Genomic DNA, 15656 nt, shown 5'->3' with positions numbered 1-15656 from the left:
CCTACAGCCGGTCGAACAACGTCATGCCCTTGATGTCCACGAACGCCTTCTGGGCGGCCTGCAGACCCACCTGCCGCAGGGTGTATTCCGACACCGCCGCGGCGAATTCGGAGGGCTGGCTGAGATCGCCGGTCAGGTTGGCCAGGGTTTCGGTGTAGTTGAGCTGGCGGTTGCCGGCCACCGCGTCCACCACGTCCAGTTCGTTGAGGCGGGCGCCCACCGAGGCGCGCACCGTCAGCACGTTGTCCAGGCTGTTGTCGAACTCGCGCATCACCGTGCTCAGGGTGTTGTCGCGGGCCGCCTTTTGCGCGTCGGTGCCGGCCGGCTGGCCAAGCACCGCCAGCGCTTTCTCGAAGGTGCGGAACAGGTCGGTGTTCATGTCCTGGGCGCGGTCCATGGTCAGGCCGTCGCCGTCCGCCGGGGTACCATCCAGGGTGATCGACACACCGCCCGCCTGGATCGGCGCGCCGTCCTCGTAGGGCTGCGGGGCGCCGCCATTAACGGTGTAGGTGGTGGCGCCACCGGCCACCTGGAATTCGATGCGGTAGCCCTGGCCGAAGCCCGGATCGCTCTCGTCCACCACATTGGGGCCGGTAAAGGTCACGTCGCCGCCGTTGCCGGCGTCCGCTTCCGCCACGTAACCGGCGCTGCTGTGCACGCTCTGGAAAATGGTGATGCCATTGTCGGAGACCGGCATGCGCCGGGAGGCGTCCACCTGCTGCTGACGAACCTGGCTGTCGCCCACGTAGTCCACGTTGCCGGCGGCATCGCGAACGAACGGCGGGCTGCTGTCCTGGTAGCCGCCGAACAGGTGGCGGCCATTGCCGTCGGTGGCGTTGGCCTGGCCGATCACGGTTTCGTAGATGCCGCGCAGCTGGCTGGCGATGGAGTCCCGGTCGGCGTCGCTGAGGCTGTCGTTGGCGGCATGGATGATCAGGGTCTTGGCGCTGGCGATGGCGTCACCGACGCTGTCCAGTACGCTCTCTTCCTGGGACAGGGCGTTGCGCGCGCTGATCCGGGAATCGCCGTACTGCTGGGTAACCGCCAGAGACTGGGAGACCTGCACCGCCCGGGAAGCGGCTTGGGGATCGTCGGACGGGTTCACCACCCGGCGCCCGGCGGCCAGCTGCTGGCCGACCTTCATGAAGTCGCCTTGCTGGCGGTTCATGGAACTCAGGCTCTGTTCAAACATGGTGACGGTGCTGATGCGCATGGCTGTTTCCCTATTGACGCGGGCGTTGTTAACGCAGGCCGAGAATGGCGTCCATCAGGGTGGCGCCGGTCTGAATCACCTTGGCGTTGGCCTGATAAAACTGTTGGTAGCGGATCAGGTTGGCGGCTTCCTCGTCCAGGTTGACCCCGGACTGGGATTGCTGCACCGCGCGCAGCTGTTCGCTGAGACCTTCCTGGGCGTCCAGGTTGGCCTGAACGATGTTGGTGCGGTTGCCCACGTCGCCGACCATGGCGGCATAGGCGCCATTGAGCGTGGAGGCACCGCCCACCAGCAAGGCGTCCTGGAGCTTCTGCATGGCCAGGGCGTTTTCGTTGTCGCCGCTGCCGCCGCCCAGGCCGGCGGCGATCCGGCCGGAGTCGTGAATCAGATTTTCCATATCGGCGGCGGCCTGGCGGGTGGGCTGCAGGGTAAAGCGGTCGCCGTCCGCCAGGGTGCCGGCGTCGGCCACGGTCACCACCGTGCCACCCACCGTCAGTTGCCCGGCGCCGTCCAGGGTGGCGGCGAAGCGCTCACCGGTGTCGCGGCGAGTGATCTGAAATTCGCCGGCGGCGGCGTCGGTCACCACCAGGTCGTAGTCGCTGGCGGTGAGCTGGTCCACGTCGCCGTAGACGGCGCTGATATCGGCGCCACCGCTGTTGTTTTCGTGGGCGAAGGCGCGCGGCGCGCCCACCGCGAACAGGGCCTGGCCCGGGTCGCCGTTGAGGTCGGTGCCGGCCTGGTGCTGTTCGTTGAAGGCGGTGGCCAGGGACACCGCCAGCTGACCGATCTGGTTCTGGCTCTTGTCCAGGGTTTCACGGCGGAACTGCAACAGCCCGCCCAGGGAACCGCCTTCCAGGTTGGTCTCGTTGAGTTCGTTCAGATTGCCGGCGGAGTCCCGGTAGCCCACCACGGTGCGGGTGGGGTCGCCGGCGCTGGTCATCGCTTCCAGGGAAAAACTGCGGGTGCCGGCGACGATCGGCTGACCGTTGCCGATGGAAAGGTTGTAGGTGCCGCTTTCCTGCACCGTGAGCCGCACGTCCACCCGCTGGCTCAGGTCGGCCACCAGCTGATCGCGCTGGTTGAGCAGACTGTTGGGCGCGTCGCCGTTCTTGGCTTTGGCCAGGGCGATCTCCCGGTTCAGGGACGCGATCTGGTCGGCGGTGTTGTTGATCTGCGTGACCTCGTCACGGATCTTGCCGTCGATGCCGTTCTGCATGTCCTGCAGGTAATTCTGGAACGCGCGGAACTGGGCGGTGAGCGTGTCGGCGCTGCCCATCACGCCCTGGCGGGCGGCCGGGTCGGACGGGGTGGAGGCGAGATCCTCCAGCGACGAAAAGAATTTCTGCATCAGCGGCGCCAGGCCGGCGTCCTGGTCGGCCAGCAGGTTGTCGATCTGGCTGATCTGGGTCTGGTAGCTTTGCAGCGCGCTGGTCTTGCTGTTGGCGGCGTTGAGCTGGTCGGCCACGTACTGGTCGAACTGGCGCTGGATGTCGTTGACCTGCACGCCGCCGCTGGTGTTGCGCTCACCGAGCAGGGTCAGCTCCCGGTTGTAGCCCGGGGTATAGACATTGCTGATGTTGTTGCTGGTGGTGTTGAGCGCGTTCTGCGCGGCATTGAGACCGCTCAGACCAATCGAGAAAAGACTCATGTCCGTCTTCCTTTAACCGTTAAGCCCGTTATCGGCGGCGGGCGGCGTTTCTTTAGCGCGCCGGCGCGGCGTCGCCGGCGATCCGGCGCTGATCGCCGGTCATGCCGCCGATCTGATCCATCAGCCGCACCAGCTTGTCCGCGTAGGCCGGGTCGGTGGCGTAGCCGCCGTCCTGCAGGGCGCGGGCGGCCTGTCCGTTATCGCCGGCGCGCAGTACGCCGGCATAGCGGTCGTTGCCGGTGAGCAGACGGCCGTGGTCGGCGAAGGCGTCCTGGTAGGAGTCGTACACCCGGAAGCGTTCCACGCGCCGGACCCGCTGGCCGTCGATGTATTCGTGGGTGGTCACGTCGGTGGTGCGGCCACGCCAGTCGGCGCCGGCCTTGATGCCGAACAGGTTATGGCTGTCGGCACCGTCCTCGGTGGTGATGCGGTGCCGGCCCCAGCCGGTTTCCAGAGCCGCCTGGGCCAGGATCAACGGCGCCGGTACCCCGGTGCGACGGGCCGCGTCCCGGGCCGGCGTCAGCAGCTCATCGATAAACGCCTCCGGCGCGGAGCGGCCCGCCGGTGCCGTCGCATTGGCGGCGGCGCGCAGCGGCGGGCGCGGCGCGTCCACGGCGGTGCGTTCCCCGGCGGAGGTGACGTTCGCCGGTGCCGCGGCGGGCGGCGCCGGCGAAGCGGCGGCGGGCACCCCGGGCAGGGCCCGCGGCGTGCCCCGGGCGATGTCGCCGTTGTCCACGTATTTGGAAAGTTGCGCCACCAGCTGATCCGCCAGCCCCACGCCGCGCCCGGCCAGGTGCTGGGACAACTGCTGGTCGTAGAGCGATTCGTAGAAGCGCATTTGCGAGCTGTCGGTGAGCCCGGAACGGGGCACCGCGTCGCGCATGGCCTGGATCATGCGGTGCAGAAACAGCCCTTCGAACTGATTGGCGGCCTCGCGCAGCTGACCGCCCGGGTCCCGGGCGGCGCCCTGCTTGAGGCGCTCCAGGCCCTGCACATCCAGCGCGAAACGCGCCTGCATCGGATCGCCACCCATCATCAGATGATCTCCAGTTCCGCGCGCAGGGCGCCGGCGGCCTTCAGCGCTTCGAGAATCGACATCAGGTCCTGCGGCGTGGCGCCCAGGGCGTTGAGGGCATCCACCACCTGCATCAGGTCGGCGCCTTCCACCAGGCGCAGGGTGCCGGGCTGCTGGCGGATGCTGATGTCGCTGTCCGGCACCACCACGGTGTCGCCGTCGCCGAACGGGGCCGGCTGGCTGACGCCGAAGCGGGTATCGATCACCACCGACAGGCTGCCGTGGGCCACCGCCGCCGGTTTCAGGGTGACGCGGCCGTTCAGCACCACCGAGCCGGTGCGCGCGTTGATGATCACCCGCGCCGGCGCTTCCGTGGGCGTCACATAGACCCGTTCCACCCGGGCCATGAACGACACCCGTTCATCGGCGCTGGTGGGACCTTGCAAACGGATGGTGCGGGCGTTGGCGGCGCTGGCCACGGCGCGGCCGAATTCCGCGTTGATGGCGCGCACGGTGCGCTCGGCGGTGCCGAAGTCCGCGTCCCGAAGCTGCAGTTCCAGAATGCCGTTGGCCTCGCCCAGGGCCAGCGGCACCTCCCGTTCCACCAGGGCGCCGTTGGCGATGCGGCCGCTGGCCTGCTGGTTGATCTGCACGCTGCTGCCGCCGGCCTCGGCGCCGGCCCCGCCCACCAGCAGGTTGCCCTGGGCCAGCGCATAGGTGCCGCCGTCGGCGCCCTTCAGCGGCGTCATCAGCAGGGTGCCGCCACGCAGGCTGCGGGCGTTGCCGATCGAGGACACCACCACGTCGATGCGCTGCCCCGGCGCCGCGAACGGCGGCAGATTGGCGGTCACCATGACGCCGGCCACGTTGCGCAGCTGCATGTTGGTGCCCGGCGGAATGCTGATGCCGAGCTGCTTGAACATGTTGTTCAGGCTCTGGGTGGTGAACGGCGTCTGCATGGTCTGGTCGCCGCTGCCGTCGAGCCCCACCACCAGGCCGTAGCCCACCAGCACGTTGTCGCGCACACCGGCGAAGTCGGCCAGTTCACGCAGGGATTCGGCGCGCGCCGCCGGCACCGCCAGCGACAACAGGGCGGCGGCGAACATCATCAAGCGGCCTAACCGTTTCGCGAAAAATGCCATGGTGCCCGGGCCTCGCCGTCAGAAGGGGGAAATGTTCAGGAAGAAGCGCTGCAACCAACCCATGGTCTGGGCCTCGTTGATGTAGCCGTCGCCCACGTACTCGATGCGCGCGTCCGCCACCTGGGTGGACAGCACCCGGTTGCCGGCGGTGATTTCCAGCGGGTCCACCACGCCGGAGAAGCGGATGAACTCGGTGCCCTGGTTGATCAGAATCTGCTTCTCGCCGCGCACCCGCAGGTTGCCGTTGCCGAGCACCTCCAGCACGGTCACCGTGATGGTGCCGCTGAAGGTGTTGCCCGCCTGGGAGCCACCGCCGCCCTGGAAGGTGTTCTCGCCGGCGATGTCGAAGCCATAGTCGCTCAGGTCTTCCAGGCCCTTGGGCACCGCCGTGGGGGTGAGCGCCGCCGAGCCGTTGCGGTTCGCGTTGCTGCGCGAATTTTTCGAGGCGCTCACCTGTTCGTCGAGCACCACGGTGAGCACGTCACCGATCATCACCGGCTGGCGGTCCTCGAACAGCGGCCGGTAACCGCGCCGGGCCTGGAACAGGGAACCGTTGGGCTGCGGCGGCGGCGGCTGCGGGATGGCGACCTTTTCCTGCTCCCCCACCACCGACGGCCGTGGCAGCTGGGCGCAGCCGGGCAGCACCAGCAACGCGACCAGGGCCGGGACGATAAGGCTAACGACGCTTTTCATCGGTCACCGTCAAAGCTGCGCCAGACGCGACAGCATTTCGTCGGAGGTCTGCACCGCCTTGCTGTTGATCTCGTAAGCGCGCTGGGTCTGGATCATGTTGACCATCTCCTCCACCACATTGACGTTGGAGGTTTCCACATAGGCCTGGTAGAGACTGCCGGCGCCGTTCAGGCCCGGGGTGGTTTCCGTGCGCATGCCGGAAGCGGTGGTTTCCAGGTACAGGTTCTCGCCGACGCTTTCCAGACCGGCCGGATTGACGAAGGTGGAGAGGGTCAGCTGGCCCACTTCGTTGCTCTGGTTGGAACCCGGCTCGGTGATGGTCACCAGCCCGTCCTTGCCCACCGTCACCGACAGGGCGTTGTCCGGGATGATCACCGCCGGTTCCAGCGGGTAACCGCTGGAGGTCACCATCTGCCCGTTCTGGTCGAGCTGGAAGCTGCCGTCGCGGGTGTAGGCGATATTGCCGTCGGGCAGGCGCACCTGGAAAAAGCCCTTGCCGTTGATGGCCAGGTCCCGGGAATTGCCGGTGTTTTCCAGACCGCCCTGGCTGTGCAACCGCTCGGTGGCCACCGGGCGTACCCCGGAGCCCACCTGCATGCCGGACGGCAGGGTGTTCTGCACGTCGTTGGCGCCGCCGGGCTGACGCAGGTTCTGATACAGCAGATCCTCGAACACGGCGCGGGTTTTCTTGAAACCGTTGGTGCTGACGTTGGCCAGGTTGTTGGCGATCACGTCCATCTTCACCTGTTGGGATTCAAGACCGGTTTTCGCCGTCCACAGTGATTTGATCATGGCGTTTCCTCGTGCTTACTCAGTTCATCGACAGCAGGCTGTTGGCCCGCTGGTCGTTCTGGTCGGCGCTCTCGATCACCTTCATCTGCATTTCGTAGCGGCGCCCGTTGTCGATCATCGCCACCATGCTTTCGATGGGGCTTACATTGCTGCCCTCCAGGGCACCGGACACCAGCCGCGCGTTTTCGTCGCGGCCCAGGGGGTTGCCGTTGACGGCGCGGAACAGGCCGTCCTCGCCCCGGCTCAGGCCGGCGTCGCCGGCGTCCACCAGCTTGACGCGGCCGATGCGCACCAGCGCGTCCGGATCCTCGCCGGCGCCGATGGCGCTGACGGTGCCGTCGGCGCCCATTGAGAGCGCGGCGCCCAGCGGCACCAGGATCGGGCCGTTCTCGCCGATCACCGGCCGGCCGGCGCTGTTCAGCACGCCGTCGCCGTCCACCTGCAGATCGCCCCGGCGGGTATAGGCTTCGCCGCCGCCGTCCGCCTGCACCGCCAGCCAGGCATTGCCCTGCAGCGCCACGTCCAGGTCGCGGCCGGTGGCATTGACCGGCCCGGTGCTGAAGTCCGACCCCGGCGTGGAGGCCATCACCGAGGTGCGCGTGGGCAGCAGCCCGTCGCCCTGCACCGGCACCGCGCGCAGCGCGTGCAACTGGGCGCGGAAGCCGGCGGTGCTGGCGTTGGCCAGGTTGTTGCTGACCACCGCCTGGCGGTCCATGGTCTGCTTGGCGCCGCTCATGGCGGTGTAGAGGATGCGGTCCATGGGATTACCTCAGGTTGACGGCGCTCTGCAGCACTTCGTCCTGCACCTTGATGGTCTGGGTGTTGGCCTGGTAGTTGCGCTGGGCAACGATCAGATCCACCAGCTCGGAGGTCAGATCCACGTTGGAATTTTCCAGGGTGCCGGGTTCCAGGCTGCCGAATTGCCCTTCACCGGCCAGGCCCAGCAGCGCCTGTCCGGACGCGCCGCTTTCCACCCAGGCGTTGTCGCCGACCATGTCCAGCCCTTCCGGGTTGCGGAAATTGGCCAGCGCGATGGTGCCCAGCACCTGGGATTTTTCGTTGGAGTAGTTGCCGATGATGTTGCCCACCTCATCGAAGGTGACGCCCACCAGGGCACCGGCGGTGTAGCCGTTCTGGGTCAGGGAATCGAGGGCGAAATCCTGGCCGAACTGGGTGGTGCCGTCGAAGTCCAGGCTGAAGTTCAGCGCGTCGGCGCCGCCGCCCGGGGTGAAGCCGTAGTTGCCGTAGTCGCTGGCCGCTTCGTCCAGGGTGCCGTTGCCGTTGAACACCAGCTGCCCCACGTTGGCGTTGTCCGGGTTGCCGTCCACGGAGACGCGCACTTCCCAGGTGTTGTCGCCGGTCTTGGTGAAGTAGGTGGTCATGGTGCGCTGCACGCCCAGGGAATCGTAGGCGGTACCGGTGTTGGCGTAGGTGTAGCTGTCGGCGTCGGCGGCGTCGAACGGCACGGTGGCGCGATCAACGCTGTCGCTGGTGGCGTCGAGATTGAACGACGCCTGCACCGCGCTGGTGGGCATGGCCGGCATGGATCCGGCGGGTACCTGCAGCACCTCCGGCTGGCCGCCGCTGCCAACGCCGGCGGGGAAGCCGGTGAGGCGCGCGCCCTGGGCATTTTCCAGATAACCGTCGGCGGTCAGTGAGAACTGACCGTTGCGGGAATAGACGATCTGCTCGCCCTGCTGGAAGCGGAAGAAGCCGCCGCCGTTGATGCCCAGATCCAGGTTACGGCCGGTGGATTCCAGGGTGCCGTTGGAGAAATCCTGCAGCACCGCCGCCACCCGCACGCCCTGGCCGGCCAGGGCGCCGGTGTAGACGTCGGCGAACTGGGCGCCGGAGCCCTTGAAACCCACGGTTTGAGAGTTGGCGATGTTGTTGCCGACCACGTCCAGGTTGGTGGCGGCGGCGTTAAGGCCGCTCAGTGCCTGTGAAAAACCCATCTGTCTGCTCCTCGGAGTTGCGCTATGCGGGTCAGAGAATCTGGCGGATGTCCGCCAGACTCACCGGTTCGGAAATACCGCCCAGATCCAGGCGCGGGCCGCCCTTGGCATCCAGGCTGACGCCGTTCACCAGGGCATAGTTGAGCTGCGTGACGTCCACGGCTTCGCCGTCCATGCTCGCTTCCACGGACACCCGGTAGGCGCCCTTGGGCGCGGTTTCGCCGTTGTCCATTTCGCCGTTCCAGGTGAACGACTCCACCCCGGCATCCAGGGCGAAGGGTTCGAAGCGGCGCACCACCTCGCCGTTTTCGTTGCGGATGGTGATTTGCACTTCCTCGGCGGCCTGGCCCAGCTCCACGCCGAACGGGGTGGTGGAACCGTCCTCGCCCACCAGCACCCGTTCGCCGGGTACCAGCACGCCCTTGCCGATCAGGCCGGCGGCCTGGATCGCCTGGCCGGCGTCCAGTTGCCCGGTGATCGCCGCCAGGGTGGTGTTGAGTTCCTGGATGCCGCTGACCGTGTTGATCTGCGCCAGCTGGGAGGTCATCTCCGCGTTTTCCATGGGGTTCATGGGGTCCTGGTTGCGCAGCTGCGTCACCAGCAGGGTCATGAAGCTGTCCTGCAGGTCGTCGGCGCCGGAGGCGCGGTTGGCGGCGGCCGCGCCGCCGTTGAGCGTATTCAGGGTGGCGGCGTCGATGGTGCTCATCAGTTCTCTCCCAGGGTCAGGGTCTTCATCATCAGCTGCTTGCTGGTGTTGAGGACCTCCACGTTGGCCTGATAGGAACGCGACGCAGAGATCATGTTGACCATCTCGTGCACCGGTTCCACGTTGGGCAGGGTGACGTAGCCCTGGTCGTCGGCGAGCGGATGCTCCGGACGGTACTCAAGGCGCATGGGCGAGGTGTCCTCCACCACGCCGCGCACCGCCACGCCGCCGACGCCACTGCCGTTCTGCTCGCGGGCCTCGAACATCACCTGCTTGGCGCGATAGGCCTGGCCGTCCGGCCCCGCCACGCTGTCCGCGTTGGCCAGATTGCTGGCGGTGACGTTCATGCGCTGGCCCTGGGCGCTCATCGCCGAGCCGGAAATATCGAAAATCGAAAACATGGACATGATGGTCTCCTCGGCCGTGGCCGGTTATTCCGGCTGCATCGCCGACTTGAGCCCCTGGATGCGGCTGTTGAGCAGGGTCAGGGCGGTCTGGTAACGCACCGAGTTGTCGGCGAACTGCACCCGCTCCACGTCCATGTTCACGGTGTTGCCGTCCAGGCTCGGCTGGTCCGGCACCCGGTAGAGCAGATCGTCCACCGCCCGGGCCGGGCCGTGGCCGCCCAGGTGTCCGGCGGCGGTGGTACGCAACGCCAGACCCTGGTCGCCGGCGCCGCCCGGACCCATCGCCCGCGACAGTTCCCGGCCGAAATCAAAGTCCCGCGCCTTGAAACCCGGCGTGTCGGCGTTGGCGATGTTGTTGGCCAGGACCTTCTGCCGTTCATTGCGCAGCCCCAGCGCCTGCTGGTCGTAGTTCAGGGCGGCGGTGAGCCGGTCGATCATGGCGGGTCTCCTCGGTGGATAAGGAATGAATCGCTGACATAGTCTCAACAAGCCCGCCAGGGCAAAGGCGAAAACAGACCCCGATTTGTCCCCCATTTCGACTCTTCGCCCGCGCCGCCCGCTTCTAGAATGGAGCGATGATCGGCACACCCTCTGGAGGTTCGACCATGCCCTGCTCCCTGCCGCGCTTTCTGACGCTGCTGCTGTGCCTGCTGTCCGGGCCGGCGCTGTGCGCGCCGCCGTCAACGGCGGGCGATCCGGTGGCGGAGGTGGTGCTGGCGTTTCTGGAACAGCGCGCCGCGCCCCTGGACGGCACCGTCCAGGTCACGGTGGCGCCTGCCACCGCCACCCTGCCGCCCTGCCCGGCGGCGCGGGCCTTTCTGCCCGGCCATGGCCAGCCGCTGGTCGGCCGGGTCACCGTGGGAGTGCGTTGCCAGGACGCCGGCGCCAGCGTGCGCTATCGTCGCGCCCGGGTATCGGTGACCGGTGACTATTGGGTAACCGCCCGGCCGCTGGAGGCGGGCACCGTGATCGGCGCCGACATGCTGGCGCGCCGCCGGGGGGATCTGGCCGCCCTGCCCGACCAGGCGGTGCTGCGCCGGGACCAGCTGCTGGGGTGGGAAACCCGCCGGCCGCTGGCCGCCGGCGTGGTCCCGCAGAGCCACCAGGTGCGACGGCCACCATTGATCGAACGGCGCCAGCCGGTGACCCTGGTGGCCGGCGGTGGCGGTTTCCGCATCACCCGCGAAGGCCAGGCCCTGGACAACGCCGGCCTGGGCGGCCAGGTGCGGGTGCGGTTGCCGGACCGGCGGGTGATCACCGCCCGGGTCACCGGCCCCGGCGAAGCGCGGGTGTCGTACTGATGGCCACCACCCGATGAACAGGCAAAAATGTGAAGCGGGTCACCCGCGACCGTTAAAGTTGAGGCGCGACCGGCCGATACCCGGGAGGAACGCGTGATGGAGGCTTTCCCTTGAAAATCGACAATATTTCCCCGCTCACCTCACCCGGTTCGGTAACGCCGGGCAAGGCCGGCGACAAGGTGGACGCGGCGGGCACCCGCGCCGCGCCGGGCGCCGGCGAGATCGCCCATCTGCGCCCGCCCACCGGTGACGGCCAGGATATCGACACCGCCCGGGTGGAAGAACTGCGCCAGGCGATCGCCGACGGCACCCTGGAAATCCGCGCCGACCGCATCGCCGATGGCCTGATCGCCAGTGTTCGCGATCTGCTCGACGCCGACGGTGGCGGGCAGTGATATGAGCCTGGCGGCGCGCCTGCGCGACCATCGCGCCCGCCTGGATGACCTGGTGGCGCTGCTTGATCAGGAGCGGCGGCTGCTGGCCGCCGGCCGCGTGGACGGCGAGCAACTGGCGCGGGTGGCCGCCCGCAAGGGGGAGCGCCTGGCGGAGCTGGAACGCTTCGAGCAGCAGCGGCGACAGGTGCAGCAGCGGCTCGGCTACCCGGACGACCAGGACGGCGACCAGCGCGCCGCCGCCGACGCCGGCTGCGCCGCCCTCTGGCATGGCATTCTCGACACCGCCCGGCGGGCGGCCCGTCTCAACCGGGACAACGGCACCGTCATCGGTGTGCGCATGGAACATAATCAGCGCCTGCTCAACGTGCTTCAGGAGCAGGCCGGGCAACGCCTGTACGGCCCCGATGGCCAGGCCCGCGGCAACCGCCGCCGGCTCGACCAGCGGGCCTGACCCCGACCATCAGGAATCCCCTTTCGTGAGCAAAACCCGCGACCTTCTGGAGAGTGAAGAAAAACTGGAGGTGCTGCTGGCGTGCCGCCCGGTCTACACCCGGGGCCACGACGTGGCCGCGCTGCAACTGCTGGTGCAGGGCGAGAACGGCCAGGGCGCTTCCCTGGCCGACCTGGAGCACAGCGGGCCGGTGATTCTCGGCACCTACACCTCCCTGTTCCAGAAGGGCCGCATCCAGTCGGTGCCCAGCTTTTTGCGGGTCACCGAGGAGATGCTGCTGGCGCCGCACCTGCCGGCGCTGCCTCGCAAGCAGTACATCCTCGAGGTACCCGGCGAGCTGCTGCTGACCTCGGACCTGGTGGAACGGCTGCGCGCGCTGGCGCGGCGCGGCTACCGGCTGGCCCTGGCCGACTACGATCCGGACGACGACGAGCTGGACGTGCTGCTCGACATCATGCACATCGTCAAGGTCAACACCCGCGCCCTGGACGCCGCCGCCGTGGAACGCGCCGCCGAGCGCCTGCGCCGCCATGGCGTGGAAAAACTGGCCGACCATCTGGACGACCGGGACGCCTTCCGGCGCTGCCTGGAACTGGGCTTCGATTACTACCAGGGGGACTTCCTCAGCAAGCCGGAACCGGTCAAGGGCAAGAAGATCGCCGGCAACAAACTGCTGCTGCTGCAACTGCTGTCCGAGCTGCACAACCCGGATGCCTCCCCGGCGCGGCTGGAAGAAATCGCCATCAAGGACGCCCAGCTCACCTGGCGCATTCTCAAGACCGTCAATTCCGCCGCCGTGGGCCTGCGCCGGGAAGTGAGCACCATTTCCCACGCCATCGCCATGCTCGGCCTGGACGAAATTCGCCGCTGGGCGAATCTGTTTCTGGTGGAAGGCGTGCCCGATAAACCGGAGGCCCTGGCCCGGGACATGCTGGTACGCGGCCGCATGTGCGAAACGCTGTCGGAACTGTGCGACCGATCCAGCCCGGTGGACCATTTTATCGTCGGCCTGCTGTCCCAGCTGGACACCCTGCTGGACATGAGCATGCACGACCTGATGGAGCAGGTGCCGCTGAGCCAGCCGGTGAAGGCGGCGCTGCTCACCCGCGAGGGTGGGCTCGGGGAAATCCTCACCGAGGTGGAGGCGTACCAGGCCGGCCGCTTCGACGATCTGCGCCTGCTCAAGGAGCCCGCCTATTACGAGGTGGCCTACCGGCACAGCGTGGCCTGGGCCCGCCAGGTGCAGCAGGCGATGAGCTTTCCGGAATAACGGTCGGGACGCCGTTGTCCGTCAGGCCGCCGGCGGCCCGGCCGGCGGGCCATGTGCGGCCATCGGCGCCGTGCTACAGTAGCGCCGATAATAAGACAGCGATAACAAGGATGCCCGATGCGCGCGCTTTCTCTCGCCGGCCTGCTGGCGCTGCTGACCCTGCTGGCCGCCTGCAGCGATACCCCGGATAACGGCACCGTCCGCGAGGCCCTCAATCAGGAACTGCGCACCGCGCACCTGGACGAGCTGCTGGAAGTTACCGAGGTGGAGATCGTCAACGCCTACCCCCAGGAAAATGAAGACCAGTATACCCTGGACGTGCTCTATACCCTGGAGGCCCGCCAGGGGCTCTCCGACTACAGCAAGGCGGTGAAGCAGGACGACTCGCGCAACGCCGTGGACCGGTTCGCCATGGTGATGGCGTTGTCCGCGGTGCGCATTGAATTCGGTAATTTCGAAGCCGGCGACACCTTTCGCCAGGAACGGCGCCTGGACCTGCAGCGCGGCGAAAACGGCTGGCGCATCCCCCGCCCGGACCGCTAACGCCCCCGGCGGCGTTATTTATGGCCGCCGCCGATCTCCACCATCATCAGCACCGCGTCTTCCCGCTCTTCGCCCGGGGTACGGTAGTAGCCCTTGCGCCGCCCGGTCTCCACGAAGCCCAGTTCCGCGTACAGCCGCCGCGCCGCCCGGTTGCCGGCGCGCACTTCCAGAAACATCAGCGAATGGCCGGCGGCGTCCGCCTCGGCCAGCGCCCGGCGCAGCATCCAGCGGGCCAGGCCGCGCCGTTGCCAGGCGGGGGTCACGGCGATGTTCAGGAGATGGCTCTCATCGAGCACGCTGGAGAGGATCATGAAGGCCACCGGCTCACCGTCCACGGTGGCCAGCTGACAGCGATAGCCGCTGTGCAGACAGTCGCGGAAATTGCCCAGGGTCCAGGGGGTGGGCTGGCTGGCCGCCTCGATGGCCAGCACCGGCTCCAGATCAATGCTGGTCAGGGCGCGCAGGCGCGCGCCCCAGGGGCCGTCGGTCATTGCTGGCCGGCTCCGCCGAAGCCCTCGCCGCGCATGGCGCGCCAGCTGGCGCTCTTGTGGCGCACCGGATCGGCGAGCATCTCCTCCAGACTGCTCACCACCAGCGCCGGCCGCTCGCCAAGGCGGAAGCCCTGGTAGCGGGCGGTGCCGAACAGCGCCTCGGCCAGCGGTTCGTCGAGGCACAGCAGCACCCGCTCACCGCCGTAACGGCCGGCCAGCCCCTCGACGAAGGCACGCAGGGCCTGGCCGGCTTCCGCCGCCGCCGTGGGCTGGCCGGCCAGCGGGCAGTAGAACCGCCGGGGCCGCTCCGGGGTGCCCCGGAACACCGCCAGCAACGCCGTCGCCAGGGCGCCGGTGTGCCGGCCCAGCTCCGGCGCCTGGGCGTCCTCTTGCTGAAACGCCACCCAGGTATCGCCGGCCAGATGCACTTCCAGGGTGAACACCAGGGCGCCACCGGCCGCGGCGGCGGGCTTCGCCGGCGCGGTCTCCCGGTCCCGCGAGGCGGGCTCCGGGTTCGTCGTTGAGGGGGCTTGTCGTTCCGCTGAGGGCTCTTTACCCGCTGAGGGCGCTCCACTCGCTGAGGGCTCTTCCAAAGCCGTCCGGAAAGCGGAAGGGGCTTCCGCCACCTCCGCCGGGGCGCTTTCCTGGCGGGCCGGCCGGGGCACCGCGCTGGCCGGCACCGCGTCGGCCATGGGCGTGGGCCGGTGGTCGGTCTCCGCCTCCCAGTCCAGCGCTTCGCTGGGCGCCGCGCCGGGCAGCGGCACCCGCGCCACCCAGGGGGTCAGCCCCAGGGCCCGCAGGTAGCTTTGGCGTTGCGCTTCGTTCATGGTCGGCTCGACGAAAAAAGGAAAGACGCGCAGCTTAGCAAATTCACGCCGGCGGCTGTATCGCGGAACCCGCAAAGCGGGCGCGCAGCCCGATGGCCGCCGCCAGCAGCGCGCCGCTGAGCGCCCCGTAGAGATGGGCGTTGACGTACACCCGGCCGTGAATCCAGGCACGCAGATAATCCAGGTCGTAGCCCGGCGTCTGCTCCCAGATCAGCCGGCCCACCACCACCGCCAGCACCAGCGAATGCAGCCCCGGGTGCCCGCGCCAGCCGAGCAGCAGGCACAGCACCAGCAGCCCCTGCAGCAGGCCGGACAGGCCCACGTACCAGTCCAGCCGGGGGTCCAGCAGCAACAGGGCCAGGCTACTGAGCGGCGCGCACACCAGCAACCACAGCCAGAAACGGCGGCGATCCAGCAGGTCCCGGAAAAACCACAGGATCAGCCCCAGGCCGGCCAGATTCATCAGCGTGTGCCAGTGATTCAGATGCACCAGATGGCCGGTGAACAGCCGCCACAACTGCCCGTCCAACAGCGCCGCCCGGTCGTAGCGCAGCCAGGGGTTCACCCAGCCATGGGCCAGCCCCAGCGCCAGCACCAGCGCGGCGAACAGGACCGCGTGCGGCCACAGCTTGGGGTCTCGAGGGGCAAGTAGCGTCATGGCCGCAGGATACGCGGTTTTTTGCCCGGTCGGCAGCGTCGACCGCCCATTTCGCGACACGCCCCCCTGCACCTGCCGGCGCGGCTTGGGTAAAATCCCGCCCTTCGCCCGGTTCCGGCCGGGCACACCGTACCGCCAACCGGATTTTC

Annotated in this window: 19 protein-coding genes; 5 read left to right on the top strand and 14 right to left on the bottom strand. The window is 68.3% G+C overall.

Annotation, left to right across the window (positions count from 1 at the left end):
* Window position 1: 1 nt before the first annotated feature.
* The 11 genes from flgL to flgB are packed head-to-tail and all read right to left on the bottom strand — an operon-like array spanning window position 2 to window position 10009.
* Window positions 2-1213, bottom strand: coding sequence for a flagellar hook-associated protein FlgL (gene flgL, locus ACLD0W_RS08345; protein WP_410307026.1), 1212 nt, complete (start codon window positions 1211-1213; stop codon window positions 2-4).
* Window positions 1214-1241: 28 nt separating this feature from the next.
* Window positions 1242-2861, bottom strand: coding sequence for a flagellar hook-associated protein FlgK (flgK, locus tag ACLD0W_RS08340; protein ID WP_410307025.1), 1620 nt, complete (start codon window positions 2859-2861; stop codon window positions 1242-1244).
* 52 nt (window positions 2862-2913) lie between these two features.
* A complete protein-coding gene (gene flgJ / locus ACLD0W_RS08335) occupies window positions 2914-3897 on the bottom strand; it encodes a flagellar assembly peptidoglycan hydrolase FlgJ (protein ID WP_410307024.1) in 984 nt (327 codons plus the stop codon).
* On the bottom strand, window positions 3897-4985 hold the full coding sequence (locus ACLD0W_RS08330) for a flagellar basal body P-ring protein FlgI (RefSeq protein ID WP_410307480.1): 1089 nt from the start codon (window positions 4983-4985) through the stop codon (window positions 3897-3899). The genes flgJ and ACLD0W_RS08330 overlap by 1 nt, the downstream gene beginning before the upstream one ends.
* Before the next feature lie 51 nt (window positions 4986-5036).
* A complete protein-coding gene (locus tag ACLD0W_RS08325) occupies window positions 5037-5711 on the bottom strand; it encodes a flagellar basal body L-ring protein FlgH (protein ID WP_410307023.1) in 675 nt (224 codons plus the stop codon).
* Between the two features lie 9 nt (window positions 5712-5720).
* The gene (gene flgG, locus ACLD0W_RS08320; protein WP_410307022.1) at window positions 5721-6503 is read right to left on the bottom strand and encodes a flagellar basal-body rod protein FlgG; all 783 of its coding nucleotides are present in this window, start codon (window positions 6501-6503) and stop codon (window positions 5721-5723) included.
* Window positions 6504-6522: 19 nt separating this feature from the next.
* Window positions 6523-7263, bottom strand: coding sequence for a flagellar basal body rod protein FlgF (locus tag ACLD0W_RS08315; protein ID WP_410307021.1), 741 nt, complete (start codon window positions 7261-7263; stop codon window positions 6523-6525).
* A gap of 4 nt (window positions 7264-7267) precedes the next feature.
* Entirely contained in the window at window positions 7268-8458 is a 1191-nt protein-coding gene (gene flgE, locus ACLD0W_RS08310; RefSeq protein ID WP_410307020.1) for a flagellar hook protein FlgE, read from the bottom strand.
* Window positions 8459-8489: 31 nt separating this feature from the next.
* Window positions 8490-9164, bottom strand: a complete 675-nt coding sequence (flgD, locus tag ACLD0W_RS08305) for a flagellar hook assembly protein FlgD (RefSeq protein WP_410307019.1) — start codon at window positions 9162-9164, stop codon at window positions 8490-8492.
* Complete coding sequence (flgC, locus tag ACLD0W_RS08300; RefSeq protein WP_410307018.1) at window positions 9164-9571, bottom strand: flagellar basal body rod protein FlgC; 408 nt, start codon at window positions 9569-9571, stop codon at window positions 9164-9166. Before flgC ends, flgD begins: the two co-directional genes overlap by 1 nt.
* Before the next feature lie 24 nt (window positions 9572-9595).
* Entirely contained in the window at window positions 9596-10009 is a 414-nt protein-coding gene (gene flgB, locus ACLD0W_RS08295) for a flagellar basal body rod protein FlgB (protein WP_410307017.1), read from the bottom strand.
* 167 nt (window positions 10010-10176) lie between these two features.
* Here flgB and flgA point away from each other — a divergent pair, with 167 nt between their 5' ends.
* From flgA to ACLD0W_RS08270, 5 genes are all read left to right on the top strand, one after another.
* A complete protein-coding gene (gene flgA / locus ACLD0W_RS08290; RefSeq protein ID WP_410307016.1) occupies window positions 10177-10872 on the top strand; it encodes a flagellar basal body P-ring formation chaperone FlgA in 696 nt (231 codons plus the stop codon).
* A 110-nt stretch (window positions 10873-10982) separates the two neighbouring features.
* Complete coding sequence (gene flgM / locus ACLD0W_RS08285; protein WP_410307015.1) at window positions 10983-11267, top strand: flagellar biosynthesis anti-sigma factor FlgM; 285 nt, start codon at window positions 10983-10985, stop codon at window positions 11265-11267.
* A 1-nt stretch (window position 11268) separates the two neighbouring features.
* Complete coding sequence (locus ACLD0W_RS08280; protein ID WP_410307014.1) at window positions 11269-11718, top strand: flagella synthesis protein FlgN; 450 nt, start codon at window positions 11269-11271, stop codon at window positions 11716-11718.
* 25 nt (window positions 11719-11743) lie between these two features.
* On the top strand, window positions 11744-12988 hold the full coding sequence (locus ACLD0W_RS08275) for an EAL and HDOD domain-containing protein (RefSeq protein ID WP_410307013.1): 1245 nt from the start codon (window positions 11744-11746) through the stop codon (window positions 12986-12988).
* 117 nt (window positions 12989-13105) lie between these two features.
* The gene (locus tag ACLD0W_RS08270; RefSeq protein ID WP_410307012.1) at window positions 13106-13531 is read left to right on the top strand and encodes a hypothetical protein; all 426 of its coding nucleotides are present in this window, start codon (window positions 13106-13108) and stop codon (window positions 13529-13531) included.
* A 14-nt stretch (window positions 13532-13545) separates the two neighbouring features.
* On the opposite strand, the gene rimI is transcribed toward ACLD0W_RS08270, so the two are convergent.
* The 3 genes from rimI to rrtA are packed head-to-tail and all read right to left on the bottom strand — an operon-like array spanning window position 13546 to window position 15507.
* Window positions 13546-14022, bottom strand: a complete 477-nt coding sequence (gene rimI, locus ACLD0W_RS08265) for a ribosomal protein S18-alanine N-acetyltransferase (RefSeq protein WP_410307011.1) — start codon at window positions 14020-14022, stop codon at window positions 13546-13548.
* Window positions 14019-14849: a hypothetical protein gene (locus tag ACLD0W_RS08260; RefSeq protein WP_410307010.1), complete on the bottom strand. Its 831-nt coding sequence runs from the start codon at window positions 14847-14849 to the stop codon at window positions 14019-14021. Before ACLD0W_RS08260 ends, rimI begins: the two co-directional genes overlap by 4 nt.
* 43 nt (window positions 14850-14892) lie before the next feature.
* Complete coding sequence (gene rrtA / locus ACLD0W_RS08255; protein WP_410307009.1) at window positions 14893-15507, bottom strand: rhombosortase; 615 nt, start codon at window positions 15505-15507, stop codon at window positions 14893-14895.
* Window positions 15508-15656 lie beyond the last annotated feature (149 nt).

The sequence above is a fragment of the Alloalcanivorax sp. C16-1 genome (genome assembly GCF_046507805.1).
Classification (GTDB): Bacteria; Pseudomonadota; Gammaproteobacteria; order Pseudomonadales; family Alcanivoracaceae; genus Alloalcanivorax.
Note: the sequence above shows the minus strand (reverse complement) of the source record. Positions and strands in the feature narration are given on the sequence as shown.

What these genes read in the sequence shown, in the direction of transcription:
- ACLD0W_RS08260 (WP_410307010.1), bottom strand. Translation starts at nt 14,849, where the DNA reads ATGAACGAAGCGCAACGCCAAAGCTACCTGCGGGCCCTGGGGCTGACC.
- ACLD0W_RS08270 (WP_410307012.1), top strand. Translation starts at nt 13,106, where the DNA reads ATGCGCGCGCTTTCTCTCGCCGGCCTGCTGGCGCTGCTGACCCTGCTG.
- flgB (WP_410307017.1), bottom strand. Translation starts at nt 10,009, where the DNA reads ATGATCGACCGGCTCACCGCCGCCCTGAACTACGACCAGCAGGCGCTG.
- flgG (WP_410307022.1), bottom strand. Translation starts at nt 6,503, where the DNA reads ATGATCAAATCACTGTGGACGGCGAAAACCGGTCTTGAATCCCAACAG.
- flgE (WP_410307020.1), bottom strand. Translation starts at nt 8,458, where the DNA reads ATGGGTTTTTCACAGGCACTGAGCGGCCTTAACGCCGCCGCCACCAAC.
- ACLD0W_RS08325 (WP_410307023.1), bottom strand. Translation starts at nt 5,711, where the DNA reads ATGAAAAGCGTCGTTAGCCTTATCGTCCCGGCCCTGGTCGCGTTGCTG.
- ACLD0W_RS08315 (WP_410307021.1), bottom strand. Translation starts at nt 7,263, where the DNA reads ATGGACCGCATCCTCTACACCGCCATGAGCGGCGCCAAGCAGACCATG.
- rrtA (WP_410307009.1), bottom strand. Translation starts at nt 15,507, where the DNA reads ATGACGCTACTTGCCCCTCGAGACCCCAAGCTGTGGCCGCACGCGGTC.
- flgL (WP_410307026.1), bottom strand. Translation starts at nt 1,213, where the DNA reads ATGCGCATCAGCACCGTCACCATGTTTGAACAGAGCCTGAGTTCCATG.
- flgD (WP_410307019.1), bottom strand. Translation starts at nt 9,164, where the DNA reads ATGAGCACCATCGACGCCGCCACCCTGAATACGCTCAACGGCGGCGCG.
- ACLD0W_RS08330 (WP_410307480.1), bottom strand. Translation starts at nt 4,985, where the DNA reads ATGATGTTCGCCGCCGCCCTGTTGTCGCTGGCGGTGCCGGCGGCGCGC.
- flgA (WP_410307016.1), top strand. Translation starts at nt 10,177, where the DNA reads ATGCCCTGCTCCCTGCCGCGCTTTCTGACGCTGCTGCTGTGCCTGCTG.
- flgK (WP_410307025.1), bottom strand. Translation starts at nt 2,861, where the DNA reads ATGAGTCTTTTCTCGATTGGTCTGAGCGGTCTCAATGCCGCGCAGAAC.
- ACLD0W_RS08280 (WP_410307014.1), top strand. Translation starts at nt 11,269, where the DNA reads ATGAGCCTGGCGGCGCGCCTGCGCGACCATCGCGCCCGCCTGGATGAC.
- flgC (WP_410307018.1), bottom strand. Translation starts at nt 9,571, where the DNA reads ATGTCCATGTTTTCGATTTTCGATATTTCCGGCTCGGCGATGAGCGCC.
- rimI (WP_410307011.1), bottom strand. Translation starts at nt 14,022, where the DNA reads ATGACCGACGGCCCCTGGGGCGCGCGCCTGCGCGCCCTGACCAGCATT.
- flgJ (WP_410307024.1), bottom strand. Translation starts at nt 3,897, where the DNA reads ATGATGGGTGGCGATCCGATGCAGGCGCGTTTCGCGCTGGATGTGCAG.